The sequence below is a fragment of the Pandoraea capi genome, from assembly GCF_902459735.1.
GTDB lineage: Bacteria > Pseudomonadota > Gammaproteobacteria > Burkholderiales > Burkholderiaceae > Pandoraea > Pandoraea capi.
Window position 1 is genome coordinate 611,712 of sequence record NZ_CABPRV010000001.1, and the last position, 26,996, is coordinate 638,707.

The 26,996-nt window shown below is 61.0% G+C and carries 23 protein-coding genes, 1 tRNA gene and 2 pseudogenes; 11 read left to right on the top strand and 15 right to left on the bottom strand.

The window, feature by feature from the left end:
- Nucleotides 1–143 precede the first annotated feature (143 nt).
- The 8 genes from PCA20602_RS02715 to recA all read right to left on the bottom strand — a co-directional run bounded on the left by PCA20602_RS02715 (nt 144) and on the right by recA (nt 8,857).
- A complete protein-coding gene (locus PCA20602_RS02715) occupies nt 144–1,940 on the bottom strand; it encodes an O-antigen ligase family protein (protein WP_174980723.1) in 1,797 nt (598 codons plus the stop codon).
- A gap of 208 nt (nt 1,941–2,148) precedes the next feature.
- Nucleotides 2,149–2,670 carry a pilin gene (locus tag PCA20602_RS02720; RefSeq protein WP_150719841.1) on the bottom strand — a complete coding sequence of 174 codons (522 nt, stop codon included), beginning with the start codon at nt 2,668–2,670 and terminating at the stop codon, nt 2,149–2,151.
- A gap of 271 nt (nt 2,671–2,941) precedes the next feature.
- Nucleotides 2,942–3,670 (bottom strand): TerC family protein, encoded by a 729-nt coding sequence (locus PCA20602_RS02725; RefSeq protein WP_150719842.1) that lies wholly within the window; start codon nt 3,668–3,670, stop codon nt 2,942–2,944.
- Nucleotides 3,671–3,849: 179 nt separating this feature from the next.
- Complete coding sequence (gene sucD, locus PCA20602_RS02730; protein WP_069342512.1) at nt 3,850–4,731, bottom strand: succinate--CoA ligase subunit alpha; 882 nt, start codon at nt 4,729–4,731, stop codon at nt 3,850–3,852.
- Between the two features lie 84 nt (nt 4,732–4,815).
- Nucleotides 4,816–5,982 (bottom strand): ADP-forming succinate--CoA ligase subunit beta, encoded by a 1,167-nt coding sequence (sucC, locus tag PCA20602_RS02735; RefSeq protein WP_150719843.1) that lies wholly within the window; start codon nt 5,980–5,982, stop codon nt 4,816–4,818.
- Complete coding sequence (locus tag PCA20602_RS02740; protein WP_150720018.1) at nt 5,979–6,665, bottom strand: DUF2889 domain-containing protein; 687 nt, start codon at nt 6,663–6,665, stop codon at nt 5,979–5,981. Before PCA20602_RS02740 ends, sucC begins: the two co-directional genes overlap by 4 nt.
- Before the next feature lie 309 nt (nt 6,666–6,974).
- Nucleotides 6,975–7,520: a recombination regulator RecX gene (gene recX, locus PCA20602_RS02745; protein WP_150719844.1), complete on the bottom strand. Its 546-nt coding sequence runs from the start codon at nt 7,518–7,520 to the stop codon at nt 6,975–6,977.
- A gap of 272 nt (nt 7,521–7,792) precedes the next feature.
- The gene (gene recA / locus PCA20602_RS02750; RefSeq protein ID WP_069342508.1) at nt 7,793–8,857 is read right to left on the bottom strand and encodes a recombinase RecA; all 1,065 of its coding nucleotides are present in this window, start codon (nt 8,855–8,857) and stop codon (nt 7,793–7,795) included.
- A gap of 202 nt (nt 8,858–9,059) precedes the next feature.
- Here recA and PCA20602_RS02755 point away from each other — a divergent pair, with 202 nt between their 5' ends.
- The 5 genes and pseudogenes from PCA20602_RS02755 to PCA20602_RS25885 form a co-directional block, all read left to right on the top strand.
- Complete coding sequence (locus PCA20602_RS02755; protein ID WP_044457047.1) at nt 9,060–9,749, top strand: response regulator; 690 nt, start codon at nt 9,060–9,062, stop codon at nt 9,747–9,749.
- 152 nt (nt 9,750–9,901) lie between these two features.
- Entirely contained in the window at nt 9,902–11,515 is a 1,614-nt protein-coding gene (locus PCA20602_RS02760; protein WP_150719845.1) for a sensor histidine kinase, read from the top strand.
- A gap of 171 nt (nt 11,516–11,686) precedes the next feature.
- Nucleotides 11,687–13,345: an MFS transporter gene (locus tag PCA20602_RS02765; RefSeq protein WP_150719846.1), complete on the top strand. Its 1,659-nt coding sequence runs from the start codon at nt 11,687–11,689 to the stop codon at nt 13,343–13,345.
- Nucleotides 13,346–13,546: 201 nt separating this feature from the next.
- A tRNA-Met gene (locus PCA20602_RS02770) sits at nt 13,547–13,623 on the top strand.
- A gap of 144 nt (nt 13,624–13,767) precedes the next feature.
- Nucleotides 13,768–13,893: pseudogene (locus tag PCA20602_RS25885) on the top strand (site-specific integrase); the annotation flags it as partial.
- Nucleotides 13,894–14,022: 129 nt separating this feature from the next.
- Here the strand turns inward: PCA20602_RS25885 and PCA20602_RS02785 are convergent.
- Nucleotides 14,023–14,925 carry a LysR family transcriptional regulator gene (locus PCA20602_RS02785; protein ID WP_150719847.1) on the bottom strand — a complete coding sequence of 301 codons (903 nt, stop codon included), beginning with the start codon at nt 14,923–14,925 and terminating at the stop codon, nt 14,023–14,025.
- A 143-nt stretch (nt 14,926–15,068) separates the two neighbouring features.
- Between PCA20602_RS02785 and PCA20602_RS02790 the strand changes: the two genes are divergently transcribed.
- The 3 genes from PCA20602_RS02790 to PCA20602_RS02800 are packed head-to-tail and all read left to right on the top strand — an operon-like array spanning nt 15,069 to nt 17,854.
- On the top strand, nt 15,069–16,469 hold the full coding sequence (locus PCA20602_RS02790; RefSeq protein ID WP_150719848.1) for an amidohydrolase family protein: 1,401 nt from the start codon (nt 15,069–15,071) through the stop codon (nt 16,467–16,469).
- A gap of 11 nt (nt 16,470–16,480) precedes the next feature.
- Nucleotides 16,481–16,954 carry a DMT family transporter gene (locus tag PCA20602_RS02795; protein ID WP_150719849.1) on the top strand — a complete coding sequence of 158 codons (474 nt, stop codon included), beginning with the start codon at nt 16,481–16,483 and terminating at the stop codon, nt 16,952–16,954.
- Nucleotides 16,955–16,993: 39 nt separating this feature from the next.
- Nucleotides 16,994–17,854: an SMP-30/gluconolactonase/LRE family protein gene (locus PCA20602_RS02800; protein ID WP_150719850.1), complete on the top strand. Its 861-nt coding sequence runs from the start codon at nt 16,994–16,996 to the stop codon at nt 17,852–17,854.
- A gap of 78 nt (nt 17,855–17,932) precedes the next feature.
- Here the strand turns inward: PCA20602_RS02800 and PCA20602_RS26325 are convergent.
- From PCA20602_RS26325 to PCA20602_RS02815, 4 genes and pseudogenes are all read right to left on the bottom strand, one after another.
- A pseudogene (locus tag PCA20602_RS26325) lies at nt 17,933–18,084 on the bottom strand (IS30 family transposase); the annotation flags it as partial.
- Nucleotides 18,085–18,302: 218 nt separating this feature from the next.
- Nucleotides 18,303–19,289 carry an NAD(P)H-quinone oxidoreductase gene (locus PCA20602_RS02805; protein ID WP_150719851.1) on the bottom strand — a complete coding sequence of 329 codons (987 nt, stop codon included), beginning with the start codon at nt 19,287–19,289 and terminating at the stop codon, nt 18,303–18,305.
- A gap of 14 nt (nt 19,290–19,303) precedes the next feature.
- Nucleotides 19,304–19,633 carry a carboxymuconolactone decarboxylase family protein gene (locus tag PCA20602_RS02810; RefSeq protein ID WP_150719852.1) on the bottom strand — a complete coding sequence of 110 codons (330 nt, stop codon included), beginning with the start codon at nt 19,631–19,633 and terminating at the stop codon, nt 19,304–19,306.
- A gap of 13 nt (nt 19,634–19,646) precedes the next feature.
- Nucleotides 19,647–21,083, bottom strand: a complete 1,437-nt coding sequence (locus PCA20602_RS02815; RefSeq protein WP_150719853.1) for an NAD-dependent succinate-semialdehyde dehydrogenase — start codon at nt 21,081–21,083, stop codon at nt 19,647–19,649.
- A 357-nt stretch (nt 21,084–21,440) separates the two neighbouring features.
- On the opposite strand from PCA20602_RS02815, the gene PCA20602_RS02820 reads away from it, so the two are divergent.
- On the top strand, nt 21,441–22,397 hold the full coding sequence (locus PCA20602_RS02820; RefSeq protein WP_150719854.1) for a LysR family transcriptional regulator: 957 nt from the start codon (nt 21,441–21,443) through the stop codon (nt 22,395–22,397).
- An 853-nt stretch (nt 22,398–23,250) separates the two neighbouring features.
- On the opposite strand, the gene PCA20602_RS02825 is transcribed toward PCA20602_RS02820, so the two are convergent.
- Nucleotides 23,251–23,619 (bottom strand): TFIIB-type zinc ribbon-containing protein, encoded by a 369-nt coding sequence (locus PCA20602_RS02825; RefSeq protein WP_150719855.1) that lies wholly within the window; start codon nt 23,617–23,619, stop codon nt 23,251–23,253.
- Between the two features lie 345 nt (nt 23,620–23,964).
- Nucleotides 23,965–24,747: a TerC family protein gene (locus tag PCA20602_RS02830; RefSeq protein WP_150719856.1), complete on the bottom strand. Its 783-nt coding sequence runs from the start codon at nt 24,745–24,747 to the stop codon at nt 23,965–23,967.
- 200 nt (nt 24,748–24,947) lie between these two features.
- On the opposite strand from PCA20602_RS02830, the gene PCA20602_RS02835 reads away from it, so the two are divergent.
- Nucleotides 24,948–25,838 (top strand): LysR family transcriptional regulator, encoded by an 891-nt coding sequence (locus tag PCA20602_RS02835; RefSeq protein ID WP_150719857.1) that lies wholly within the window; start codon nt 24,948–24,950, stop codon nt 25,836–25,838.
- A gap of 70 nt (nt 25,839–25,908) precedes the next feature.
- Nucleotides 25,909–26,976 (top strand): AI-2E family transporter, encoded by a 1,068-nt coding sequence (locus PCA20602_RS02840; RefSeq protein WP_150719858.1) that lies wholly within the window; start codon nt 25,909–25,911, stop codon nt 26,974–26,976.
- Nucleotides 26,977–26,996 lie beyond the last annotated feature (20 nt).

Below are 26,996 nucleotides of genomic sequence, written 5' to 3' on the forward strand. Positions count from 1 at the left end.
GCGCTGCAATGAAAATCGCCCGCGAATGTCGCGGGCGATCTCGTTTCTGACGGATGTGTCGGCTGCGACAGATGCGCCAGATGTGGCGGACAGGCGTGGCGTGATGCCTTCGTGCCGCTGTGCCGCGGCGTCGTTACACGTCGTTATGACAGCCGCCGCACATTACCTCGCGGCGCAGCCATCGCATCCGTGTCCGTCTCGCCCGTCGGCCGTCCATACGTATCGATGACCCGCTTGACGAACGGCTTCAGGTCATCGCCCTGCTCGCGCAACATGCGCACGAGTGCGGCATATTGCCCTTCCCAGATCAGCGTGTTGTAGTTTTTCAAACGTTGCACGTCCTGCAAGGCTTCGTCGTCGCGTCCAGCCAAAGCCAGCAGCACGACATAGCGCTTGATCATCGTCGGTCCGGCGCCCAGCGCCAGCGCTTCGCGATGCGCGGCGAGCTTCTCGTCGAGCTGATCCTTGCTGAGGTACAGCGCCCCCGTCACTGCGTAATCGCCGTAAGGCGCGAAGAACAACGCCGGATCAGTGCGATACGCTTCGATCTTGCCCGCGCGGTAAGCCACCTCGACGCGCTGATAGTCGCCGTACAGCCAGGGAATCGCGACGCATGCAAACAACACGATCACGCCGTTGATAGCGCCGGTGGCCGCCGACGACACGCTCTCGATCGACTTCGTCTCGCAAAACCCGAGCAGGAACATCGCGGGCAGCAAGAAAAATGCATAGTGCTGTGGATATTCCAGCAGCGAATGAATCGCGAGCATGCCCAGCAACACGAAAGCGAGCGCAATCGGTGCCGTCTTGATATTGCGTACCGCACGCGCAAACCAGAACGCCAACGGCAACAACACGGCGAGCGCGCCGACAATACCAATCTTTGCCAGCAGGTCGATCAACACGTTATGCGCGTTGTCCGCCATCTCGACCGGGCCCAGCTTGTCCACCAGTGCGAATTGCGCATCGATGTAATTCGACCAACCTGCGCCGAAGAACCAGTGCTCGCGGAAGATGGTCAGCCCATACTCCCACAGGATCACACGGCCCGTTACCTGCCCCGCGTGCTGCATACGCGCAACCGCACTGCCTTCGAGATGCCATCCCCAGGCGATATTCGCCCAACCGACACACACCGTCATCAAGGCAAGCATCGGGAGTATCGTCGCCGGCACGAACCAGCGCATCGAGCGACGCATGTTGCGCGTCTCCTCGCTTCGCTCCATCCAGACGAGCCACAATCCGAACGCCGAGAGCAACGCCAGTTGCAACCACGGCGTACGCGAACCCGTCAGGCAGATGCCGATGTCGAAGGCCGCAGACGCCACCAGAAATGCCCACGCGGGCAGCTTGCGCTGATACCAAAGGTAGAACGCACCGGCGCTCGCCAGCGACAGGTACGTCGCCAGATGATTCGGCTGATACATGTTGCCGAACAGACGCCGCGCCACGGTCACCGTGTACTTCGCGACGAGCCACGGCACATGCGCTTCGAGATGAAACGCCTGCACGAGCTGAGCGCCCACCGCATACAAACCGCCCAGCGTCAGCGCGACGGCACTCCAGCGCATGAGCACGCCACGCCAGCCCAGTTGCGCCAGCCAGTAGCCCGCATTGACGGCAACGATCATCGCCACGCCGTAGAGCAGCGCCGTCATCATCAACTGCGGCAACTCGGTCGGCATCGTCGCGCGCTGGATGAGCACGACCGCAACGAAGGCGAGCGGCATCCAGGTCACGCGCGGCATGCGCAGCACGCGCGCATCGCGCTGCCACACGGCGATCATCGAGAGCACGCCGAGCAACGCGAAGAGCGAAAACGTCAACGCTTCCGAGTAAAACGTGGAGATCGGATAGGTGTGCTTGACGAGGTTGTAGGGCAAGGCCCAGATCAGGGCCATCGTGAGCCCGATCATCGAGAGAAGCAGAGGAGGAAACAAGGTCGCCGCCGTGCAATGCACCGGTTGGAAGATGCGCAAGCATAACGAAAAACGGCCGCCCGGGGGCAGCCATTTCATGCCTGACGCGCGTAGCTCGACGCCAGCGGATTCCAGCCCGGTTCCGGTCAGCAAATCCTCGGTGACGTCGGGGCCGGACGTGGTATCGCGTGATGCAACATCAGGTCATCCGGCCAACCGCTCATCGGACTCAGGCGCCCTTGGTCGCGGTCTCGCCACGGCACTCCGGCGGTGCCAGCTTGCCGGGCAGCGTGGCGCCGTTCGGTGCACCCTCGCGGCCCTGTGCGTAGCACGTCCAGACGATCTGGCCTTCGGGGGCCTTGCCGACGGTCAGCGCTTCGGGCTTGCCGGTCACGCCGGTGGTCGTGGGCACCAGAACCATCGCACCGTCGCCGGCACGCTGCGTGTAGGCCACGGTCACGTTGCCGCTCACGGAATCGATGCTCACGCCGCTCACGTTGTCAGTCGCGCTCGGCGCCTGCCAACCGCTGTTGAACGGGGCACCGTGCATGGCGTTCTCGCTCACGAGCGCCTTGGCGGACGCTGCTGCGCCCAGCCCTTCGACGACACGTGCGCGCACCAGATAATTCTGCAGATACGGAACCCCTGCCGTGACCAGCACGCCGATGATCGCCAGCACGATCATCAGTTCGATCAGGGTGAAACCCCGGGATTTGGCGAGACCGGTAGTCCGGTGGCCGAAACGACGCATTGTGTAACTCCCTGCAAAAGCAATGAAAACAAAAGGGACATCGGGGGGAAGTGGGCGGAGTATGCCATAGCCCTCCCGACGAATGCCCTGCCGCAGATCAAAATCGGGCGGCGCCGCATGGGGCCGTCGGAATCGTCCGAGCCGAAGCTGGACGATTCATCGATTGAGAAGGTCGATCGCAGCGCTCGCGATGTGTCCCGGTCCGCCATGACGTGCGGACATCGGAGCAAGACATCCCGCACCGGGATGTCCGGCCCCGCAATGGACCCGTTTATTTCGAAGAGGTTGCACGCGTTTGACGTGCCTCGCTTCGACGCTTGAGCACCAGTCCCACAGCGAGAACCAGCAGCGCGCCGATCGCGGACGCCACGTAGTGCGTGTATTGGGCAGCATCGCCCGGCAAGTGCAGCAGATGGCCGACGCCCGGATCCGACACGATCAGACCGCCTGCGATCCAGCCGAGCAGCGCGGCGCCCACCATTACGATGACCGGGAACCGGTCGAGCGCCTTGAGCACGAGCTGGGACCCCCAGACGATCAGCGGAATGCTCACCAGCAGACCGAAAATCACGAGCGGCAATTGATGATGCTCGGCGGCGCCTTCGGCTGCCCCGGCAATCGCAATCACATTGTCGATACTCATCACAAGATCGGCAACGATGATGGTCTTGACCGCCGTCCAGAGTTTGTCCGCCGGCTTCACGCTGTCGTGCGCGTCATGGTCAGGCACCAGCAGCTTGGTACCGATCCAGAGCAGCAGCAATCCGCCCACGGCCTTCAGATACGGCACGGCGAGCAGCGTCACGGCGAATGCGATCAGAATCACGCGCAGCACGATGGCCCCGGCCGTCCCCCACACTATGCCCTGCAGGCGTTGCTTGGCCGGCAAATTGCGGCAGGCGAGCGCGATCACCACGGCATTGTCGCCACCCAGCAGGATGTCGATCATGATGATCTGTGCCACGGCGGCCCAGTTCAGCTCGGCAAAAAACGCAAGCATGGCGCAAATATCCTTGGGAACGATGGAGACGAAACGACGGCGTCGGGTAAGACGAATACAGCAAAGGATTGCGCAAACGCAATAGCAAAAGAGGGAGCCCGATGCCCTGGGCTCCCTCTTTCATGACCGCTGACACCGCCGCCGGTTCCGGCGGCGATAACACGATCGTCCGGCGGGAATTACAGCACCGACTTGAGCAGGCGGCCCATTTCCGACGGGTTCTTGGTCACCTTGATGCCGCAGGCATCCATGATGGCCAGCTTGGCTTCGGCCGTATCGGCACCGCCCGAGATCAGCGCGCCGGCGTGGCCCATGCGCTTGCCCGGAGGCGCCGTCACGCCTGCGATGAAGCCGACGACCGGCTTCTTCATGTTGCCCTTGATCCACTCGGCGGCAGCGGCTTCGTCCGGACCACCGATTTCACCGATCATGATCACGGCGTCCGTTTCCGGATCGTCGTTGAACATCTGCATGACGTCGATGTGCTTCAGACCGTTGATCGGGTCGCCACCGATACCGACGGCGCTCGACTGGCCCAGACCCAGGGCGGTCAGCTGACCCACGGCTTCGTACGTCAGGGTACCCGAGCGCGACACCACGCCGATGCGACCCTTCTTGTGGATGTGACCCGGCATGATGCCGATCTTCAGTTCGTCCGGCGTGATCACGCCCGGGCAGTTCGGGCCGAGCAGCAGGGTCTTGCGACCTTCGCGACGCATACGGTCCTTCACTTCGATCATGTCACGGACCGGAATACCTTCCGTGATACAGATCGCCAGATCCAGGTCGGCTTCGACAGCTTCCCAGATTGCGGCAGCAGCGCCTGCGGGCGGCACGTAGATCACCGACACGGTAGCGCCGGTTTGTTCCTTGGCGTCCTTCACCGAACCGTAGATCGGAATGCCTTCGAAGTCTTCGCCGGCCTTCTTCGGGTTCACGCCAGCGACGAACGCGTTCTTGCCGTTCGCGTATTCGCGGCACATGCGGGTATGGAACTGGCCGGTCTTGCCAGTGATACCCTGGGTGATGACCTTGGTGTCTTTGTTGATCAGAATCGACATTGCTTGATTTCCTTCGTCCTGTTGCCTGGCGGTGCGCACTGCCCCTCTCGGAGTGGCGCGCCGCGACGGCTTCGACTGTTCTGGTTACTTGCCTGCGGCGGCCGCGACAACCTTCTGGGCAGCTTCTTCCATGCTGTCAGCAGAAATGATCGGCAGGCCGGACTCGGCGAGCATCTTCTTGCCCAGGTCTTCGTTCGTGCCCTTCATGCGCACGACGAGCGGCACCTTCAGCGACACGGCCTTCGATGCCGTGATCACGCCTTCTGCGATCACGTCGCAGCGCATGATGCCGCCGAAGATGTTGACCAGAATGGCCGTCAGGTTCGGGTTCTTCAGCATGATCTTGAACGCTTCGGTCACCTTCTCTGCCGTGGCGCCACCGCCCACGTCCAGGAAGTTGGCCGGCTCGCCGCCGAACAGCTTGATGGTGTCCATCGTGGCCATGGCCAGACCGGCACCGTTCACCAGACAGCCGATGTTGCCGTCGAGCGAGATGTAAGCCAGATCGAACTTCGAGGCTTCGACTTCCGCCGGATCTTCTTCGTCCAGATCGCGGTAAGCCACGATTTCCGGATGACGGAACAGGGCGTTCGAATCAAAGTTGAACTTGGCGTCCAGCGCCGTGACCGTGCCGTTCTTGCTCACGTTCAGCGGGTTGATTTCGGCCAGCGAAGCGTCCGTTTCCCAGAAGGCCTTGTACAGACCTTGCAGGATCGTACGGGCTTGCGGCACCGAAGCGTCGGGCACGCTGATCTTCTTGGCGAAGTCATCAGCTTGTGCGTCGGTCAGGCCAACCGACGGATCGATCACGACGTGATGGATCAGTTCCGGATGCTTTTCGGCGACTTCTTCGATGTCCATGCCGCCTTCGCTCGAACCCATCATCACGATCTTCTGCGTGACGCGGTCAACCACCAGGCTGACGTACAGTTCGTTATTGATGTCGGCGCCTTCTTCGATCAGCAGGCGATTGACCTTCTGACCTTCCGGACCGGTCTGGTGCGTGACCAGTTGCATGCCGAGGATCTGGCTGGCGTATTCGCGCACTTGCTCGATCGTCTTGGCAACCTTCACGCCGCCGCCCTTACCGCGACCGCCTGCGTGAATCTGGGCCTTAACCACCCAAACCGGACCGCCGAGTTCTTCGGCTGCCTTCACGGCCTCGTCCACGGAAAACGCCGGAATGCCGCGGGGCACCGCGACTCCGAATTTTCGGAGGATTTCCTTGCCTTGATACTCATGAATCTTCATGCGTGATTCCCTTCTTGCTGAGTTGGAAGTTTGGGTTCGAGCTTGCGAGTCGAGGCCTCATCGCGCACCGCTTCTGATGTGACGGGCGTCGTGGGCTCGTTCGCTCGATCGTTTGCGCGGCCGTTGAACCAGCGCGGGTAAAACCGGCGCACCGCCTCGCCATCGAACCGCAAGGCGTGACAATGTCCGAGTTGGAAAGGTGGCGCCGAATCGTTGGCGTCATTGGCGGCCTTGAGTGCCGTATCGGGCGTGTGGATCACCACCCCGGCAAAGGCCTGAATCGCTGCCGTGGGCAGGACACTGCAAAGTTCGGTCAGATGGGTACAGCCCGCCGCGCCGCCAAGGCGCTCGCGAACCCCGCGCCGGAAGCCCTGTCGCAGGTTAAGACCGATCAACTGACGATATTCTGGGCCGATCTGGTCGCAAATGCCCGGATAAGGCACCCAATCGGAAACGGCCTCGGCGTCATGCACCTCGAAGGACTCATCGATCGTCAACCGCAGCCAGAGCTCGTGAATCGGCGTGCCTTCCTTGCGAAGGCCCGTCGCCAATGCAAAATCCCGATCCTTATGATCGGTGAGACGGGCTTCGATGTCCCATAGGCCATCGTCGCGCGAAAACGCTTCAACAGCGATCGTGCGACGGTGACGCAAGGTACGAGAGGCAGGCGCGGAGAGCGGCATGCGGAAGTGTGCAATGCATGAACGCAGAAAGATCTTGATTCTAGCATAGGCGACAGCACCGTCTGCCGCAGCGCAGCAGAAGCCCACCGCATAAGGGTGAATAACCCGACCCAACGGTCGGGAAATCAATGCCACCCGATTGCCGCGCGCATGGTGCGACGCCATAACGCGATAACCGAGTAATGACGCGTCACATGAGATCCATCGACGTGTCATGCCCGCGTTGAAGCGGATGACACGATGCAGCGTGTCATTCATCTGCTGACGATGAATGCGCCCTCATCCATGACGAATGCGATGAGGCGCACCTCAGACATCGTCCAGAAACTCGTCGGCGCCTCTTACGATTTTGCTGATAACGGTACGAGAAAAGCCGCGCGCCGCAAGAAAGCGCATCTGCTTGGCGCGCGCTTCCGGTGTGGTGGCGACTTCCCCGAACTTCTTCTGCCAGACGGCACGGGCTCGCGTCATCTCGGTTTCGCGCAATTGCTCCGAAATGGCGGCAACGGTCTCCGCATCGACCTGATGCTGCTTGAGCTCACCGATGATCCGCGTAGTCCCCATGCGCGACGCACGCCGGTTCACTACGCTCTCGGCAAAGCGCTCGTTGGATAGCCAGCGTTCCTGCTCCAGGCTGTCGAGCAGGCGATCGAGTGCTTCGGGGCCCTCGGCATCGGCGTACGGCATGAGCTTGCGACGCAACTCCGCCCGGCTGTACTCACGACGCGCGAGATACGACAGCGCACGTCCTTTCAGACTGAGCACAGGCTTGCGCGACGGCTTGGCCGCAACGGCCTCATCCCCCGGCGGGGGCGGCGGTGCGTTCGGATCTTGGGGAGGACGACGGTGGATCATGGAGTCATCGTAACGCCATCGGCGGCAGTGCATGAGAGACACCGGCACCAAGGGCGAGCCTGGAAGCAAGTCGGAGAGTCAGCGGACAACACGTGAGACACGCGGATGACCGGCAAACCACGGTCAAACAACGCCCAAAGACGTCAAATGAAAACGAAAGGCGCGCGAGAACCGGTACAGATAGAAGAACTACCGAGAGAAAACAAAAACGGCAGCGCGACGCCGTCTGGCTTCGCGCTGCCGTTGCGACAACTCAGGCGCTCAACAAGCGCTTAAGCCTCGTCTTCTTCTTCGATCTCACCGGTTTCGTTGATCGCCGTAACCCCCAGCGATGCACGTACCTTGTTCTCGATCTCGTGGGCGATGTCCGGATTCTCACGCAGGAATTCGCGCGCGTTGTCCTTGCCCTGACCGATCTTCTCGCCGTTGTAGCTGTACCAGGCGCCGGCCTTCTCGACAATCTTCGCATTGACCCCCAGATCGATGATTTCGCCTTCGCGCGAAATGCCCTGACCGTAGAGGATGTCGAAAATCGCTTCGCGGAACGGCGGCGATACCTTGTTCTTCACGACCTTGACGCGGGTTTCGTTACCGACCACCTCGTCGCCCTTCTTGATCGAACCGATACGACGGATGTCCAGACGCACCGACGAGTAGAACTTCAGCGCGTTACCGCCGGTCGTCGTTTCCGGGTTGCCGAACATCACACCGATCTTCATACGAATCTGGTTGATGAAGATCACCGTGCAGTTCGTACGCTTGATCGTGCCGGTCAGCTTACGCAGCGCCTGCGACATCAGACGTGCCTGGAGACCCGGCAGCGAGTCGCCCATTTCGCCTTCGATTTCGGCCTTCGGCACCAGCGCCGCGACCGAGTCGATAATGATCAGGTCGATCGAACCCGAGCGCACCAGCGCATCGGCGATTTCCAGTGCCTGTTCGCCCGTGTCCGGCTGCGAGATCAGCAGTTCCGGCACCGAGACGCCCAGCTTGTTGGCGTAACCGACGTCGAGGGCATGCTCTGCGTCGATGAACGCGCAGGTGCCACCGATCTTTTGCATCTCCGCCACGACTTGCAGCGTGAGCGTGGTCTTACCCGACGATTCCGGACCGTAGATCTCGATCACGCGACCGCGCGGCAGGCCACCGACGCCAAGCGCGATGTCCAGACCCAGCGAGCCCGTGGAGACGACCTGGATGTCCGCTTCGACCTCGCCGTCGCCCAGACGCATGATCGAGCCCTTGCCGAATTGCTTCTCGATCTGCGCGAGGGCGGCGGCGAGCGCCTTGCCTTTCTCGGCCGACAGATTGGCAGACCCTTTCTTGCTTTCTTCCATGAATCGTCCTTTGATATGATGAGCGAGACGGCTCGAGTGAGGCGTGACTGCCGGTACTGTATAAAAAACCAGTGCTCTTTGCAAGTGCCTGTTGTCCGAAAGCGCCGAAACGACAAAAAAAGCCGCGAACCACGCGCCGCAACATCACAGGAGACACACCGCTGCCGTCAGGCGACGGTGCCTACACAAGCCTATCACGCCCATGCGAATTCTCATCGCAGAGGATGACAGCATTCTGGCCGACGCCCTGACCCGCTCGTTGCGTCAGGGGGGCTACGCCGTCGATCACGTCAAGACGGGGCTCGAAGCCGACTCCGCGCTCTCCGCCCAGACGTTCGACCTGCTGATTCTCGATCTCGGTCTGCCCCGCCTGCCCGGCCACGAAGTCCTGCGCCGCCTGCGCGCCCGCAACTCCCATCTGCCCGTGCTGATCCTGACGGCATCCGACAGCGTCGACGCCCGCGTGAAGGGCCTCGATCTCGGTGCAGACGACTACATGGCCAAGCCTTTCGCGCTCGCCGAACTCGAAGCGCGCGTGCGGGCCCTGACCCGGCGCGGCGCCGGCGGCGGCTCGACGGTCATCCGCCACGGCCCGCTCAGCTTCGATCAGGTCGGGCGCACCGCCTATATTCATGAGCAGATGCTCGACCTGTCCGCCCGCGAACTCGAATTGCTCGAAGTGCTGCTCCTGCGCACCGGGCGCCTCGTCTCCAAGGAACAGCTCGTCGACCATCTGTGCGGCTGGGGCGAAGAAGTCAGCAACAACGCCATCGAGGTCTACATGCACCGGCTACGCAAGAAGATCGAGCCGAGCGGCGTGCGCATCGCCACGATTCGCGGACTGGGGTATTGTCTGGAAAAGCCTGCGGCAACACCTGCGAACGCCGCCTGACAAAAGGACGTCGGGCACACACGCGAGGCCGGCCGCCCTTGCGGTCTTCACCGATGCGTGAAGCCGGTCACGCCCGAACCGACGCGTGATGCCGGGCACGCCCAGTCGACCCGGCACGCCCGCCGCCTCAGCCTCTTTAGCCTATCCGCCCGATGCGTCTGAGCTTTCGTCACCCCCATCGCGCCACGCCTGCGGATCCGGACGCGGCTCGCCACGCAGGACATGCCGGGCCGCCCCCGCACGCCGCAGACGCCACCGATCCGTTCGATCCCTACGCCGATCCTTTCGTGCGCCCGGGTTTCGGCGCACCGCTGGAGCGCGAGGCCGAGCCGCCGCCGCGCTCGCTGTTCGGCGAGATTCTCGACTGGATGCTCGCGCCGCTGCTCCTGCTCTGGCCGATGAGCATTGCCGTGACGTACCTCGTTGCGAAGTCGATTGCCAACGGCCCGTTCGACCGGGCGCTGGAAACCAATACTTACGTGCTCGCCCAGCAAGTCCATTCGGATCGCGGACAGGTCACGCTCACCCTGCCGATGCCCGCACGCGATCTGCTGCGCGCCGACGCCACCGACAACATCTACTTCCAGGTCCTCGGCGCGAAGGGGGAACTCGTCGGCGGCACGGCCGAGTTGCCCCTGCCCCATGAAGACGACCGGCCGCAGCCCGGCGTCGTCCAGTTCCGGGACGAAACGGTCGGCGGCAACGACATCCGTGTTGCGTTCACGTACGTCGACCTGCCGCGCATGGAACCACCCGGCAGCATGGCGCTCGTACAGGTCGCCGAGACGCTCGACAAACGCAGCCAACTGGCCAACGAGATCATCAAGGGCGTGATCCTGCCGCAGTTCGTGATTCTGCCGCTGGCCATCGTGCTCGTCTGGTTCGGGCTGTCGCGCGGCCTCGCACCGCTGCATGCGTTGCAGGAACATATTCGTGCGCGCCGGCCGGACGATCTGTCGCCACTCGAAGCGCGTCAGGCGCCGCCGGAGATCGCGCCGCTCGTCAACTCGCTGAACGATCTGCTCGGACGTCTCGAACAGAACATGAAACTTCAGCAACGCTTCATTGCAGACGCCGCCCATCAGCTCAAGACACCACTCGCCGGATTGCGTATGCAGGCAGAGCTCGCCTTGCGTCAGACGTCCCCCGACGAACTGCGGCGTTCGCTCTCGCAGATCGCGGTCAGCTCCGAGCAGGCCGCACGCCTCGTCAACCAGTTGCTCGCATTGGCGCGCGCCGAGAACAGTGCGAACGACGCTGCCGCATTCACCCCCGTCAACCTCAGCCTGCTCGCGCGTAGCGCCATGCAGGACTGGTTCCAGGCCGCGTTCGCAAAACGAATCGATCTCGGCTTCGAGGAGCCGCCGTTTCCTGTGCATCTGTCCGGTCAGCCGGTGATGCTGCGCGAGTTGCTCAACAACCTCATCGACAACGCGATCCGTTACACGCCGGCCGGCGGCAAAATCACGGTGCGCCTGCGTCATGAGGCGTCGGACGGCTTCGTGCATCTTGAAGTCGAAGACACCGGGCCGGGCATTCCCGCGTCGGAGCGGCCGCGCGTGTTCGAGCGCTTCTACCGCATTCTCGGCAGCGACAGCGACGGCAGCGGTCTGGGCCTCGCCATCGTGCGCGAGATCGTGCAGATCCATCGCGGCGACGTCAGCGTGCTCGACCATGTCGATGCACAGCACCCCGAAGCAACCGGCACGTTGATCCGGGTCACGTTGCCGCTCGCCGAGTTGCCTATCGAAAACCCTCATGCGTGACGGAATCGCGCGAAATACGGCCAATTTCGGGCCAAAGTCGAGGGTAAGTCCCTAGCCACGTAAGGTTCGAGTCAGTTTGGCGTCAGACGGCGGTAAGGTTGTCCTCCAATAATCAGTTGCAACGGCCCGGGTGCGTCCCAGGGGCGTGCTTACATTACAGGAGACAACCGCATGGCTACTGCAACGACAGCCACCACCCATGCACCGATGACCAAGGAAGAGCGGAAGGTCATCTTCGCGTCGTCGCTGGGCACGGTGTTCGAGTGGTACGACTTTTACCTGGCCGGTTCGTTGGCCGCTTTCATCAGCCGTCACTTCTTCTCGGGGATCAATCCGACGGCAGCCTTCATCTTCACACTGCTGTCGTTCGCGGCTGGCTTCGCGGTGCGTCCGTTCGGCGCCATCGTGTTCGGTCGTATCGGCGACCTCGTCGGTCGTAAGTACACGTTCCTGGTGACCATCACGCTGATGGGTCTGTCCACGCTGGTCGTCGGTCTGTTGCCGAGCTACGCGTCGTGGGGTATCGCCGCACCGGTGATCTTCATCGCCATGCGTCTGCTTCAGGGTCTGGCGCTGGGCGGCGAATACGGTGGTGCCGCCACCTATGTGGCCGAGCACGCGCCGCACGGCCGTCGCGGGTTCTACACGTCGTGGATTCAGACGACCGCCACGCTGGGTCTCTTCCTCTCGCTGCTCGTGATTCTCGGCACCCGTATGGCAATGGGTGAAGAGGCGTTCGGCGACTGGGGCTGGCGTATTCCGTTCATCCTTTCGCTCGTCTTGCTGCTGGTTTCGCTGTGGATCCGTCTGCAACTGAACGAGTCGCCGGCATTCCAGCGCATGAAGGCCGAAGGCAAGGGCTCGAAGGCGCCGCTCAAGGAATCGTTCGGCGAGTGGAAGAACCTGAAGGTCGTGATCCTTGCACTGGTTGGCCTGACTGCGGGTCAGGCCGTCGTGTGGTACACGGGGCAGTTCTACGCGCTGTTCTTCATGACTCAGGTGCTCAAGGTCGACGGCAATACCGCCAACATCCTGATCGCTCTGGGCCTGTTGATCGGCACGCCGTTCTTCGTGTTCTTCGGTGCCCTGTCGGACAAGATCGGTCGCAAGCCGATCATCATGGCGGGTTGCCTGCTGGCCGCGCTGCTTTACTTCCCGATCTTCAAGGCGCTGACGCACTACGCTAACCCGGCGCTGGAAGCTGCAACGGCGCGTTCGCCGATCACGGTCATCGCCGATCCGAAGGAGTGCTCGTTCCAGTTCAACCCGGTGGGTACGTCGAAGTTCACCAGCTCGTGCGATATCGCGAAGAGCTTCCTGTCGCGCGCCGGTCTGAACTATCAGAACGAAGCGGCGCCGGCGGGCACGATGACGTCGGTGAAGATCGGCGACAAGGTGATCCAGTCGGTTGACGGCAAGGCGGCGGACGCGAAGGAAAAGACCAAGGCATTCGAAGCGGATATGTCGGCCACGCTCAAGGCGGACGGCTACCCGGCGAAGGCCGACCCGGCGCAGATGAACAAGCCGATGGTCGTGGTCCTGCTGGCGATCCTCGTGATCTTCGTGACGATGGTGTATGGCCCGATCGCGGCGATGCTGGTGGAGATGTTCCCGACCCGCATTCGCTACACCTCGATGTCGCTGCCTTATCACATCGGTAACGGCTGGTTCGGCGGCTTCCTGCCGGCCACGGCCTTCGCCATCGTAGCGGCCAAGGGCGACATCTACTCCGGCCTCTGGTACCCGATCGTGATCGCGCTGATTACCTTCGTGATCGGTATGCTCTTCATCAAGGAGACGAAGGACGTCGACATCTACGCCAACGACTGACGAAGGCGTGACCGGCCTCGTTACGGGAGGCCAGTCGATATGAATCGCAACGCCGGGGCTGTCGGGTCCCGGCGTTGTCGTTTGTGAGGCGGCTCTCGATCGACCACTCAGACCCGGCCCGACGTCGACCGCGCTATTTTCGTGATTTTGCAAAATACCTGTTGACAGCCTATAGGGGTCTACCTATAATCTTTCTTCTACGGCGAATTAGCTCAGTCGGTTAGAGCGACGGAATCATAATCCGCAGGTCCGGGGTTCGAGTCCCTGATTCGCCACCAAATGCGAAAGCCCTGTAAATCTCTGATTTACAGGGCTTTTTCACTAAGGGCTCTGCGGCTTCGCTGCGAGCCCTTTTCTTTTACCGGCTCCTCACGGTGCAAATTCGCTGCAATACGCGGTGCAGACCTCAAGGAAGGAGCACCATGGCCGCACTCACAAAAACGCCCTCAGGAACCTGGAAAGCGACGATTCGTCGAGTGGGTTGGCCCACCGCAGCCAAGACATTCCGAACAAAACGCGACGCAGAGGATTGGGCCCGTCGAGAAGAACCCCCAGATTGAGCAAGATATCGCCAACTATCGCCGACATCTCGATCAATGCTTTCTTTGAACTGTCGTCGCTATCGGCATGCCAGCGGAATATTCGAACCCGTTCGTTCAGCCCTGCAGCCACTGACCTCAAGCTGAATCGCCGTCACGAACGAGCCCGGCAATCCAGTCAGCGAATGCACTCACGGCTGGCGAAAGAAAGCGCTGATGCGGGTATAACAGGTGCACAGGAACCGAAGCCGGCTGCCAGTCAGCAAGCACTTCGATCAGCCGCCCATCTCTCAGATGCTCGCTGACCACGTTCTCGGCGAGTTGCACCAGCCCGAAGCCTTCAAGGCACATTTTGATGTAGAGCCCAGTCTCGTTGACGGCTGCTGTGCCGTTGACTGGGACTGAGATCTTTTCAGTGCCGCGGGCAAAGCGCATCTCACCTGCTTGTCTTGCGCGACCCGAAAAGTAATGGATGGCTCGGTGGTGAGACAAATCTTGTGGTGTTTGCGGAGTACCGTTCTCTTCCAGATAGGCGGCAGACGCACAGGTTACCCAGCGAAACCGTCCGAGTGGGCGCGCAACGAGCGTTGAGTCATCAAGCTCGCCTGTCCGAACAACGCAGTCGATACCCTCCTGAACCAGATCTACCTGCCGGTCATTGACGCCTATCATCAGGTAGATATCCGGGTAGCGCCGGTAAAAATCCTGCAGGTTGGGCATGACAATGAAGTGTGCAATGCCACCCGGCATATCGACCCGCAAGCGGCCCTGCGGCCGTTTTACGGAATCCGCCAGGCTGGTCTCTGTATATTCGATCAGCTCAAGTATTTCTCGGCACTGCGTCAGATATTGAGCGCCCTCAGGTGTCAGGCTGACTCGACGCGTGGTTCTGTTCAGCAAGCGCACCTGCAGGTACTTCTCAAGATTTTTGACGCTGCTGGTGACCGTCGAGGCTGGCAAAGAGAGCGTCTGCGCCGCCTGGATAAAGCTTCCTGCCTCAGCCACACGTACGAAAACCTGCATCGCTTGAATACGATCCATGACGGTTATCAGCCTCAAAGCGGTGATCTGGAAAGACTTTATTATTCGCAAAAATTGAATAATAAAAACAGTTTAACCATCTTTTTCCCGCAGTATCGCCTTGCGTATATTTCTTCCAACGAAATTTGACGAGGTGTACCGAAATGGCTGAATACAACCGCAGCATCATGCAGGCCCCGGCCGCTCCGGCCGCCCGCACAGTTATCCGCGGGGCCACTGTGCTGAGCATGGACGAAGATATCGGCAATCTGGCGCGCGGCGATATCCTTATTGAAGGCAGCACCATCATGGCCATCGGCGAAAATCTCGAAGCCGACGACGCTGTCGTGATCGAGGCATCCGGCATGATCGCCATGCCGGGCATGGTCGACACGCACCGCCACTCCTGGGAAGGGCAATTACGGCGAATAAACCCGAACGCCGCCACTCTGGAGGACTACTGCAACGCAACCCACTTCTCGTTCGCCAAGTATTATCGCCCGGCCGATATGTATATCGGCAACCTCCTGAGCGCATTGGGTTGCATCGATGCGGGCATCACAACCCTGGTGGACAATTCGCATAACAGCCGCACCGGTGAGCACTCCGATGCCGCGGTCGAGGCCCTGCTCGATGCAGGCATACGCGCCGTACACGCCTCGGGGGCGCCGGTTGCGGGTGAGTGGGACCAAGCCCACTGGCCGGGCAACCTGGAGCGTCTGCAGAAAAAATACATCAAGAACGGTGACAACCCGCTGCTCTCGCTGGCAGTGATGGCGCAGCTGGAACCTGACCTGTGGGCTGAGGCCAGACGCCTGGGGCTACCGATCATCACCGAGTTTTTTGGTGGGGACATGGCAAATGAACTAGAGGGCTTGCATAGCGAGGGCCTGCTGCGCTCCGACAACATCTTCAACCACTGCACCGCGCTGCCGGACGCCGGCTGGAAAATCCTTCGCGAGGCTGGTGTGCGGGTCAACGTATGCCCACGTTCCGATGCCCACTACGGCATTGAAGATGGAATGTTTGCCTTGCAGTCGGCCCAGCGTCATGGCATCAGTCCGGGGCTGAGCGTCGATAACGAAACCTCCTACAGCGGCGACATGTTTATGGAGATGCGGGTGGCGTTCTACTTGCAACGCGTCATGGGCATGCACCAGCAGCGCTGCTGCGGTGAAGGCCATAGTCCAGTGGTGACCCTGCCCGCCCATGGCCTGCTCAAAGCCGCGACTGTCGACGGCGCCACCTGTGCCGGCTTGCAGGACAAAGTCGGCAGCCTGGCTCCCGGCAAACAGGCGGATCTGATCCTTATCAACGCACAGGACATCAACCTTTACCCGTCAGGCAATGCCTTTGGCACCGTAGTACACGCAGCAGAGCGAAGCAATGTCGACACGGTCATGATTGGCGGGCGTATCGTCAAGCGCGGCGGCAAGGTGCTGGGCGTAGATAGCGAAAAGCTGCGTGCTGCGATCGACGAGTCGCGTGAGCATCTGTTTGCTGCTGCAGGCTATCAGCCGGATGTGTTTGCCGAGACATTCCTGCCGCTTGAGTCAGCCCAGTAAGGTGGCGTGAGATGAACGCAGCCTACTATCTGCTGGCCATCTGTGCGGGGCTTGGCATCACCCTGCAGACCACACTTAATGGCCAACTCGCTAAAGGTCTGGGTGGAGATTCCGTAGCGGCGGCGCTGTTTTCTTTTACTGCCGGAGCGGTATGCCTGGGTATTTTTTCATCGATGCGCGGCGGGATATTGGTCTCGCTGGCGGCTATCCCTGCCCAGCCTTTGTGGAGCCTGCTGGGCGGCTTGCTGGGTGCCGGCGCCTTGCTTAGCTATGTGGTGCTTGCGCCGAAAATCGGTCTGTCAGCCCTGCTTGGCCTCGCTATCGCCGGGCAAATCATTTCGTCTTTGGTTATCGATCATTTCGGCTTGATGGGGGCATTGGAAAGACCGGTGTCTTTCGTCAAGTTGGCCGGGGTGATGGTGATGCTCGCAGGCTTGGCCATCGCCCTGTTCGGTGACAGGTGGTCCGCGCTTTTCTCCAACTGACTGTCTTGTTTACCTCATCCTGTTTCTTAGGACGCCGCCATGTTTAAACTCCTAGCCGACACCACCAGCCTGCTTGGCGAGTGCCCTGTCTGGTGTGAAAGAACCGGACGCCTGTTCTGGACCGACATCCCCTGCTGCGAGTTGCGTGCTCTGAACCCCACAATTGGTCAAGTGCAGCGCTGGTCATTACCCGAGCCGCTAGGCTCATTTGCCCTCACGGCAGACGAAGATGTATTGCTGATGGGGTTGGCATCTTGCCTAGGCTACTACCAGTTGAACACCGGCCGTTTCAGCAAAATTGCAGTCACGCCTGGTGTGCACGGAACCCGGATCAATGATGGCCGCTGCGACCGCATGGGTAACTTTGTATTCAGCACGATGGACGCCAATGAGCGGATGCAAACCATAGGCAGATTTCACCGGCTCAATGCGGTGACGCTCGAAACAGAAACGCTCGACCTTCCCGCAGTAGCGATCCCGAACAGCATCTGTTTCAGTCCGGACGGTTATACCCTGTACTACGCGGATTCTCTACAGGGATGCATTTCCTGCTGCGATTACCCTTCGCTGGAAAACCAGCGTGTGTTCACGACAGTCGACGGTCAGGGCGCTCCTGACGGTTCTTGCATTGATGCTCAAGGATTCCTCTGGAATGCCGAATGGGGCGGCAGCAGAGTGGTGCGTTACGCGCTAGACGGCAGTGTTGACCGTGTTATCGAATCACCGTGTGTACAAACCACTTGCCCAGTGTTAGCGGGCCCCGGTTATGCAACGCTGTACAGCACCAGCGCGCGGATAGGGCTGGATAAGCCGACAGATTCCGATGGCGCGCTGATAAAAGCCGAGGCCGTTGTCGCTGCGGGACTTCCAGAAGAGCGATTTACCGGGCGACTCAACTGAATGAAGGGTTCCAGCCTAGCGCATCGTTCTAAATGCCAATATTTTAGACGCATCGGACTGACCGCTTATGGCTGTGGTTCAACCGGTCAATGCAACTGAGTGAAGAAATCGTTGCCCCAGTGTCTCGTAGACTAGTCTTTCCGAGGCGTTCGTTCAAACGTCGTGCCACGGCGCTTGGCTTGTGAGTACAAAGACGGATCAATGCCCTTTGGCAAGTATTGGCGTAGCAATCAATGCACGAAAGTAGCGAATCGCCACCATGGTTTCTTCTCGGAACAGCCTATGCAATCTTGGTCAAGTCTATAGTCGCCTCAGGGTCGAAAACAGCCTTGCATAAATGGCCGAGGTCGGCCAAGATGCGACACTCAATCGGCAGCGATAGGTGGCTGAAACTCGACAAGTCCCAGCCACCCATGTCGGAGCGTATCCCAAAGCCAGTCGCCGCAGCTCAGTTCGTCGTCAGGATAATTTTCCCCACATTTTCCGCCGATTCCATGCGTCGATGGGCATCGGCAGCTCGCGCCAGAGGATACGTACTGTCGACGACAGGCTCGAGGCGCCGGCCTCCGGAGAAGCGGTTGAGCCAATGTTCACGGAAACGCCGGACCATAGCGTGCTTCTCAGCCTGGGCGCGCGACTTCATGACCGTGCCGATAATCTGGATATGGCGGTACAAAATGGTCTCAAGGTCGACACTCACCTGCCCACCCCCACCCAGAATCCCCACTTGCACAAGACGCCCTCCGTGCGCGAGGGAAGCAATATTGCGTGCGAAATACGGTTCTCCAACGAAATCAATTACAACATCGACGCCCCGCCCACCAGTCTTCTGGGCAACGACGGCTGCGAAATCCTGCGTGCGGTAGTCGATGACATGATCGGCGCCCAGTTGCACAACGCGTTCGAGCTTCGACGCCTCAGCGGTCGCGAACACGCTCGCTCCGGTTGCGTATGCGAACTGGACCGCAGCGGAACCAACACCGCCTGCCGCCGCGTGAATGAGCACGGAGTCTCCTTGCTTGAGGCGGCCGAGATGCATCATCGCTTCATGCGCGGTGACGAACACTTCGGGGATGGCCGCCGCATGCACGTAATCAAGCTGCTCCGGAATCCGCATCGCCATACGCCAGTCGATGCGGGCAATTTCGGCGTACGCGCCGCCGCCGACCACGCCCATGACGCGGTCGCCAACCTTATAGCCTTCGACCGACGCGCCGACCTCCAGTACCTCGCCCGCGATTTCCAGCCCCATGATGGTTGAGTCGCCGAAATTCGGCCGGCCGTATCCGCCGCGGCGATGCGTGATGTCGGCGCGGTTCACGCCGGCCGCATGGACACGGACCAGCAGGTCGTCGGGGCGCAATTCCGGGTCGGGAACGTCGGCGAGTTTGAGAACGTCGGCATCGCCGAATTCGTTGAAGGTGATGGCTTTCATGATTGCTTGTCCTGTTATGCCTGTACGTTGCCGAGCGCCGATTGCGCGGCGGCGGATGCCGAGATAGCGGCCGGAAAACCTGCGTAGAACGCGAGGTGGGTAATGGTTGCTGCGAGTTCCTCGCGCTTGACCCCGTTGCTCACAGCACGGCGCAAATGAGCGGGAAGCTCGTCGTGGTGGCCGCCGACAATCAGGGCGGCGACGGTCACGAGGCTGCGATCGCGCGACGAAAGCGCCGGATCGGCCCAGACCTGCGGGAACAGCACGTCGTCGACGAGCGCTGCAAGCTTCGGCGTGAATGCGCGTGCGGCTTCACGCGGGCTGTCGAAATTAGCTTTTGACAAGATTGGGTGCTCCTCAGATTTGGCTGATGAATTTGTTGGTGAGATAGAACTCGATGCCTTCGGCGCCACCTTCGGAGCCAATTCCGCTTTCCTTGAGCCCGCCGAAAGGAAGTTCGGTGGACACGATGCGGTACTGGTTTATGCCAATCATCCCGGCTTCCAGCCCGTCGCCAACGTCGAGGGCGGTGCGCGCGTTGTTCGTGAACGCATAAGCCGAGAGACCATACGGCAGGCGGTTCGCTTCGGCGAGGCCGTCTCCCAGTTGGTCGAAACGCATCAGCAGCGCGATGGGACCGAACGGCTCCTCGTGCATCACGCGGGCGTCCATCGGCACATCGGCAAGTACGGTCGGTTCGAAGAAGTAGCCGTCACCCGCGATGCGCTTGCCGCCGACCAGCACCTTTGCGCCGCGCGCCACCGCATCGGCGACGAGTTCTTCCATCTTTGCAACCTGCCGCGGATTCGCGAGCGGGCCGACCTGCGTGCCGGGCTGCATGCCATCGCCCACCTTGAGCGCCTGGGTCGCGGACACGAAGTGGCCAACGAACTCGTCGTAGACCTCGCGCTGAATCAGGAAGCGCGTCGACGAGATGCAGATCTGGCCGGTGCCGCGGAATCGGTTCGCAGCGCCTTCGACAGCAGCACGTTCGACGTCGGCGTCCTTGAACACGAGCACGGGGCCGTGGCCGCCGAGTTCAAGCGTAATAGGTTTGACGCCTTCGGCGGCCCGCGCGGCGAGCAGTCGGCCAATAGGAACGGAGCCCGTGAACGTCACCTTGCGGATAATCGGCGATGCAATCAGAGTCTTCGACACCTCATCTGGTACTCCGAAGACCACCTGCAGCACGCCCTTGGGTAAACCTGCATCGTCGAGTGCGCGGGCGAGCGCGAGCGCAGTTGCGGGGCTTTCCTCGCCCGGCTTGATAATGACGCTACAGCCGGCAGCCAGCGCCGCCGAAAGCTTGCGGGCAGGCGTGATTGCCGGGAAATTCCACGGCGTGAAGGCGGCGACCGGCCCGATGGCCTGCTTCTTCACCAGTTGTTGCACGCCCGGGCGATTCGACGGGACAACGCGACCATCGATACGACGCGCCTCTTCCGCGAACCATTCGAAGTATTCGGCTGCACGCAGCACTTCATCGCGGCTCTCGGCGAGAGGCTTGCCTTCTTCCAGCGTCAGCAGCTCGGCAATGTGAGCGGCACGCACACGAATCAAGTTCGCGCCATCTTTTAGAATACGTGCGCGCTCCGCCGGCACAGTGTTGCGCCACACGTCGAACGCGTGCTTCGCTGTCTGCAACGCCTGCTCAAGGTCAGACGCCGTTGCAAGCGGTACGCGGCCCAGTTCCTGCAACGTAGCGGGATTAACGACAGGAGCGGTATCGCGTTCGCTGGCAGCAATCCATTCACCATTGATGAAAAGAAAGAGGGAGTCGTAGTGAGCGGTCATTTTTTCAACCTCAATATACTTAGTAATTCGAATTAATTAACATTGATGCCTAGGCGGATAACTGGCTTCTCCCGGCATGGTAAGGTCATGCGACGCTAGAGAAGTGGCTTTGGCTTACGGCTGTCAATGAGTGCCTGTCTGCGGAACCAAGTCTAGGCGAGATGCCTCCCCGGTTTTAGGCAGGGCAGAAAGAATGATTCTTTCCGTGAGAGGGAAAATCCGTGCACTCTGACCGGTTACGCTTACCGACACATCATGCGGCGCTTGCCGATGATGGGCGGGCGCCCGTACACCGTGGCACGTGGACCGCACGGCGCGGAACCGAGATGATGAATTAAGACGAATGGGACGGATAAGATGGACAAGTTATATAACATGTCGGTTTTTGCAAAGGTTGTCGAAATGGGGAGCTTCACTGCGGTTGCGAACCACCTCGACACGACTGTAGGAAACATTTCGCGCGCTGTTTCGGTGCTCGAGGAGTCGCTGGACACCCGGCTCATGCAGCGCTCGACGCGTCGTCTTGTCATCACCGACGCAGGACGGCGGTTCTACGACCGGTGCGTGGCCATCCTGACCGACGTGGAGCATGCTGAGGCCGAGGCGCGGGACGCCCTGCTGGAGCCGCGCGGCACGTTGCGCGTTCACTCGGTGCCCGGACTTGGACGCCACCTGGTGACTCGCGCCGTTATGGCCTACCGCAACTCGTATCCGGAGGTCTCGGTCGACCTCCTGCTGTCCCAGCGCATGCCGAATCTGCTCGAGGAACAACTTGACGTCGGTATTGTGATTACACGAACGCTGCCCGATTCAGCCTACGTCAGCCAGAACATAGGCACCAGCCATTGCATCCTCGCAGCATCACCTGAGTATCTGGCAGCGCATCCGGCGCCGACGTGCCCGGAAGACCTTATCGACCATCACTGCGTTCTGCTCGGGACAGTCGATTACGCGCCCGACGAGTGGCGCCTCGAGAGCGTTGCTGGCAACGCTACCTTCCGCCCGACCGGGCCAAGCTTCAGCGTCAACGATATGGACGCTATGTCACAAGCCCTTCGAGATGGGGCCGGCATCGGCCTCCTTGCAGCGTTCTCAGCGATGGATGACCTGCGCAGCGGCGCGCTCGTTCGCGTGCTGCCGCAGTACCACACACACGTCCGCAATGTCTACGCCGTGTATCCGTCGCGCCAGTTCGTTGACGCGAAAATTAAGCGATTCATCGAGACGTTAAACGTCCATGTCGGAGAGCATCTGGACGCTTACGCGAGAGAGCTCGGCCTCGCTCCGGCCACAATCCTGTCCGCAGGTCGCTAAATTTAGGTACCGTGAGACTGCGCGAAAGCCGCCGAGTCGCTGTATCTGGCGAGCACTCACCCGACGGTGCTGACGAACTGGGCGATCCCTGCTCCGTTGTATGATGCAGTTTGACGTTTTCCCGAGACCTTCCTCGGCCGATCGCAACTCAGAACTCGAGAGATCGTCGACGGTAGCGCGCCGCACCGTGTAAAACTGCCGACGCATCTGTTCATCTGTCGCCTAGCAGGACCTCGACCGACATTCGTGCCGCGGCGGCGGCCGACCGCTTCGGGTCGATCAGTGACGTTTGATATATCCGGCCATACACACTCCTTCGTCCCCTGTTCTCAGTGCACCGGAAGTGCAGTAGCCAGTTTTTTCGCTTGCCCGAAATTACGCTAAACTACTGACACTAAACAACTTTTGATTTCGATCGTTTACGGTCAGATTGCGTTATTTTTCAAAAACTTACCGCGTCACACGCCGAATCATAATCCGCAGGTCCGGGGTTCGAGTCCCTGATTCGCCACCAAATTTGAGAACGGCTTCCAGCGATGGAAGCCGTTTTTTTATTGCCTTCCGAACATCGATCGAACACGATCTGCTTCGTCGTTTGGCGAGATTCTCACTGCCATCCGCAGTCAATTCCCATACCCACTCTTAGGCCATACCTCGTAGGTCGGCAAGCCCGGCATCGCTTTCGATAATCCAACGCCTCGTAACGCAAAGTACGTCACCACAAAGGTGCCACGGAGTCGGCTATTTCGGCTGCGCCGCTCACTGATGCATCGGGGACTGCACGCACGTCCCCGATGCAAGAAACAACGTCTGGCGAGAGTATCCGCAAAGGCCTTTACGTCTTGCGGCCCGATCAATCGAAGTCGAACATCTCGAACAGCGATTTCTTTTTGCGCGGGCGGTCGTGATAGCGGCGACGGTCGTCGTAGCCATGGTGGCGGTCACGATTGTCGCGGCCCTCCCGATACTCGCGATCGTCATCGCGATACTCCTGCGCATTCGCGTGGCCGTTCGAGCGCCCGTCGGACTCACGACGGCTCCTGTCATGGTCACCGCGCGCCGTATGGGCCGATGCTCCCGCCCCGCCATCCGTGCGCTCGATCAACTTGTCCAGTTCACCCCGATCGAGCCACACACCGCGACAGCTCGGACAGTAATCGATCTCCACTCCCTGACGCTCCGTCATCAGCAGATCCGGGATACCGCACACAGGACATTTCATCGTTTCGCTCCGTCACGTAAAAGACAACGCCTTCAATGTATCGGGCATGTGGCGACTGAAAAACCTGTATTTTCATTCACTTAACTTCGGGAATTTCGAACCGCCTTCCATGGGACGACATGCGCCGACTGCGCCGTTGCTGGCGTGCGACCGTGCGCACAACGTGCGTGCGCGAACCTCCCGAATGCGCGAGGGCGGCACTGAGCGCGTCTTTCCTCTGGACGTAAAAAAGCGGTGCCGACGTTTGCCGGCACCGCTGATCCCTTCCGCGATCACTCACTGACCGCGTCCCATCGACAGCAAACTGCTATCGGGTGCCCGGAGGCACCGGACCTATCGCATGACTTAGTGCACCACCCGCGCCTTCTCCGCGTCACGACGTGCCTTGGCCCGGCGTGTGAGCATGTTCAGTCCTTCGACGAAGGCCGAGAACGCCATGGCCGCGTAGATGTAACCCTTCGGGATGTGCGAGCCGAAGCCTTCTGCGATCAGCGTCATCCCGATCACCAGCAGGAAGCCGAGCGCGAGCATGACCACCGTCGGGTTCGCCGCGATGAAGCGCGAGAGCGGACCCGCCATGAACAGCATCGCTGTGACTGCCGCAATCACCGCAATGAACATGATCGGGATGTGTTCGGTCATGCCCACGGCCGTCACAATACTGTCGATCGAGAACACGATATCCAGCATGATGATCTGCAGCACAGCCGCACGCGCCGTGATCGTGGCAAGCGCGCCCGCCCCCGAGCCGCCCTCGCCATGCGCGTCGTCGTCTCCGCTGCCCAGCGCCACGTGGTGATGCATCTCCTTCGTCGCCTTCCACACGAGGAAGAGGCCGCCCGCGATCAGGATCAGGTCGCGCCACGAGAATCCGTGTCCGAACATCTCGAACAGCGGCGCCGTGAGCTTGGCGATCCAGGCCACCGTGCCCAGCAAGGCCAGCCGCATGATCAATGCCAGCGCGATACCCATCTTCTGCGTGCGCGCACGCATCGACAACGGCAGTTTGTTCGTAAGGATCGAGATAAAGATCAGGTTGTCGATGCCGAGCACGACCTCCATGACCACCAGCGTGACAAGCGCTGCCCACACCGCCGGGTCAGCCGCCAAAGCAAGTAGATAGTCCATATATGCGCCAGAGTTTTCCGTATGGTTATTGGTGCATCCGCCAGCCTCGCCATTCAATGGGCTGCGGACCTCCCTTCATATCCCCCACCTGACGTGAATCCACGGGTGCGGGCTCAGGACAGCATCATCGTCGAACTCATGCTTCGCAAAAACCAGCTATATACTTCACTTCAGTTCGGTTTTTCCGAAGCACCCCAACTATGCTCAATTACCGCCATCTTTACTACTTCTGGGTGGTCGTCAAGGAAGGCGGCTTCGCCCGCGCCGCCGAGCGCCTCGACATGGCCGTGCAGACGATCAGCGCGCAAGTCCGCGAACTGGAAAAGTCGCTCGGCCACCAACTGCTCAAACCCCTCGGGCGCGGCGTGACCATGACCGAGCCCGGTCAGGCGGCCTTTCGCCGCGCCGAAGAAATCTTCCGCCTCGGCCAGTCGATCCCCGACGAAGTCCGCGAAGCGGCAAGCGGCCGGGTGGCGCGCCTGTCGGTAGGTCTCGCCGACGGCATCTCGAAACTCGCCGCTCACGCCATTCTCGCACCGGTGCTCGACACGCCCTCGTTGCGACTCGTTTGCCACGAAGGCGAGCACGAGCAACTGCTCGCCGAACTCGCCCTGCACAAACTCGACCTCGTCCTGGCGAGTCAGCCCGCGCCATACAACCCGACCCTGCGACTGGCGAGCGAACGGCTGGTTGATTCGCCCGTCGACTGGTACGGACCGGCGTCGATCGTGCGTAACACCTCGCGCGACACCTTTCCGCAATGTCTGACGGCACTGCCCGTATTATTGCCGACGGGACACTCCGCCCTGCGCGCCCGGCTCGATCAGTGGTTCGAGGTACAGGGCATTCGTCCGAATATCGTCGGCGAATTCGAAGACAGCGCATTGATGGCCGTGTTCGCCACCCGCGGTCTGGGCGTGTTTCCGCTCAGTGAAGCCGGTGCGGGAGATGTCTCGGTGCTGCGCGGGCTGCGCTGGCTGGGACGCCCCGACGGCGTGCACGAAGACATCCACGCCATTCGCTCGCGACGTGGCGAAGGCCACCCGCTCGTAGCGCGCATCATCCATCACGCTCAGGGCACCGTCGGGTAACCGACGTCCGGTTCTGCTATAAGAACGAGTGACGTGCCACCCGGTCCGTCGTCATCTGCAAGGAAGCCTCATGTCGAGTCGTAGCGACCAACGCAAGTTTTTCCACCTGATGTTGTTCGTGGTGACAGTCGCGTTCGGCTGGATTCTGTTTCCCCTGTTCGGCGCCGTCTTCTGGGGGACGATCCTCGCCGTGCTGTTCCAGCCGGTGCAGCGCCGCATGCTGGCGCGCATGCGCGGACGCCCCAACCTCGCCGCACTCACTACGCTGGCCCTGATTCTGGTAATCGTGATTCTGCCGCTCACGCTGGTCGTGGGCATGATGACGCAGGAAATCAGTACCGCACTCCTGCGCTTTCGCACCGATCTGCCGCAACTGACGGTCGAATTCCAGCAATTGCTCGACCGCCTGCCCGCCGGCGTTCACCGGATCATGGACCTGGCCGGCGTGCAGGACATCAACGCCATTCAGCAGAAGCTCGCCGACGGCGCCGCGCAGATCGGACGCCTCGTCGCCGTCTACCTCGTGAGCATCGGCCAGAATACGGCGCAGTTGCTCGTGAGCTTCGGCGTGATGCTCTATCTGCTGTTTTTCCTGTTGCGCGACGGCACCGCTCTCGGCGCGATGGTGCGTCGCGCGCTGCCGCTCGACGAGCGTCACAAGAGTCAGTTGATCCGCCAGTTCACCACGGTCGTGCGCGCGACAGTCAAGGGCAACATCGCCGTGGCCGTGGCACAAGGGGTGCTCGGTGGCTTCATTTTCGCGGTGCTCGGCATTCAGGGGTTCGTGCTGGCCGCCGTAGTGATGGCCTTTCTGTCGCTGCTGCCCGCCGTGGGCGCGGCAGTGGTCTGGGTGCCCGTGGGCATCTGGCTGCTGCTCTCGGGAGCGATCTGGAAGGCGGTCATTCTGTTCGCCTTCTGCGGCACCATCGTAAGTCTGGTGGACAACGTGCTGCGCCCGATCCTCGTGGGCAAGGACACCAAGCTGCCCGACTGGGTCGTGCTGATCTCCACCCTCGGCGGCATGTCGCTCATCGGCCTGACCGGCTTCGTGATCGGACCGCTCGTCGCCGCCCTGTTCATCGCCAGTTGGAACATCTACACCCGACTGCGAGATGACGACGACGCCGACGCTGGCTGAGCCGACGTCATACCGCATTG

Excerpts from the sequence above, each read along its gene's own strand:
- PCA20602_RS02720 (WP_150719841.1), bottom strand. The coding sequence starts at position 2,670 with ATGCGTCGTTTCGGCCACCGGACTACCGGTCTCGCCAAATCCCGGGGT.
- PCA20602_RS02725 (WP_150719842.1), bottom strand. The coding sequence starts at position 3,670 with ATGCTTGCGTTTTTTGCCGAGCTGAACTGGGCCGCCGTGGCACAGATC.
- sucD (WP_069342512.1), bottom strand. The coding sequence starts at position 4,731 with ATGTCGATTCTGATCAACAAAGACACCAAGGTCATCACCCAGGGTATC.
- sucC (WP_150719843.1), bottom strand. The coding sequence starts at position 5,982 with ATGAAGATTCATGAGTATCAAGGCAAGGAAATCCTCCGAAAATTCGGA.
- PCA20602_RS02740 (WP_150720018.1), bottom strand. The coding sequence starts at position 6,665 with ATGCCGCTCTCCGCGCCTGCCTCTCGTACCTTGCGTCACCGTCGCACG.
- recX (WP_150719844.1), bottom strand. The coding sequence starts at position 7,520 with ATGATCCACCGTCGTCCTCCCCAAGATCCGAACGCACCGCCGCCCCCG.
- recA (WP_069342508.1), bottom strand. The coding sequence starts at position 8,857 with ATGGAAGAAAGCAAGAAAGGGTCTGCCAATCTGTCGGCCGAGAAAGGC.
- PCA20602_RS02755 (WP_044457047.1), top strand. The coding sequence starts at position 9,060 with ATGCGAATTCTCATCGCAGAGGATGACAGCATTCTGGCCGACGCCCTG.
- PCA20602_RS02760 (WP_150719845.1), top strand. The coding sequence starts at position 9,902 with ATGCGTCTGAGCTTTCGTCACCCCCATCGCGCCACGCCTGCGGATCCG.
- PCA20602_RS02765 (WP_150719846.1), top strand. The coding sequence starts at position 11,687 with ATGGCTACTGCAACGACAGCCACCACCCATGCACCGATGACCAAGGAA.
- PCA20602_RS02785 (WP_150719847.1), bottom strand. The coding sequence starts at position 14,925 with ATGGATCGTATTCAAGCGATGCAGGTTTTCGTACGTGTGGCTGAGGCA.
- PCA20602_RS02790 (WP_150719848.1), top strand. The coding sequence starts at position 15,069 with ATGGCTGAATACAACCGCAGCATCATGCAGGCCCCGGCCGCTCCGGCC.
- PCA20602_RS02795 (WP_150719849.1), top strand. The coding sequence starts at position 16,481 with ATGAACGCAGCCTACTATCTGCTGGCCATCTGTGCGGGGCTTGGCATC.
- PCA20602_RS02800 (WP_150719850.1), top strand. The coding sequence starts at position 16,994 with ATGTTTAAACTCCTAGCCGACACCACCAGCCTGCTTGGCGAGTGCCCT.
- PCA20602_RS02805 (WP_150719851.1), bottom strand. The coding sequence starts at position 19,289 with ATGAAAGCCATCACCTTCAACGAATTCGGCGATGCCGACGTTCTCAAA.
- PCA20602_RS02815 (WP_150719853.1), bottom strand. The coding sequence starts at position 21,083 with ATGACCGCTCACTACGACTCCCTCTTTCTTTTCATCAATGGTGAATGG.
- PCA20602_RS02820 (WP_150719854.1), top strand. The coding sequence starts at position 21,441 with ATGGACAAGTTATATAACATGTCGGTTTTTGCAAAGGTTGTCGAAATG.
- PCA20602_RS02825 (WP_150719855.1), bottom strand. The coding sequence starts at position 23,619 with ATGAAATGTCCTGTGTGCGGTATCCCGGATCTGCTGATGACGGAGCGT.
- PCA20602_RS02830 (WP_150719856.1), bottom strand. The coding sequence starts at position 24,747 with ATGGACTATCTACTTGCTTTGGCGGCTGACCCGGCGGTGTGGGCAGCG.
- PCA20602_RS02835 (WP_150719857.1), top strand. The coding sequence starts at position 24,948 with ATGCTCAATTACCGCCATCTTTACTACTTCTGGGTGGTCGTCAAGGAA.
- PCA20602_RS02840 (WP_150719858.1), top strand. The coding sequence starts at position 25,909 with ATGTCGAGTCGTAGCGACCAACGCAAGTTTTTCCACCTGATGTTGTTC.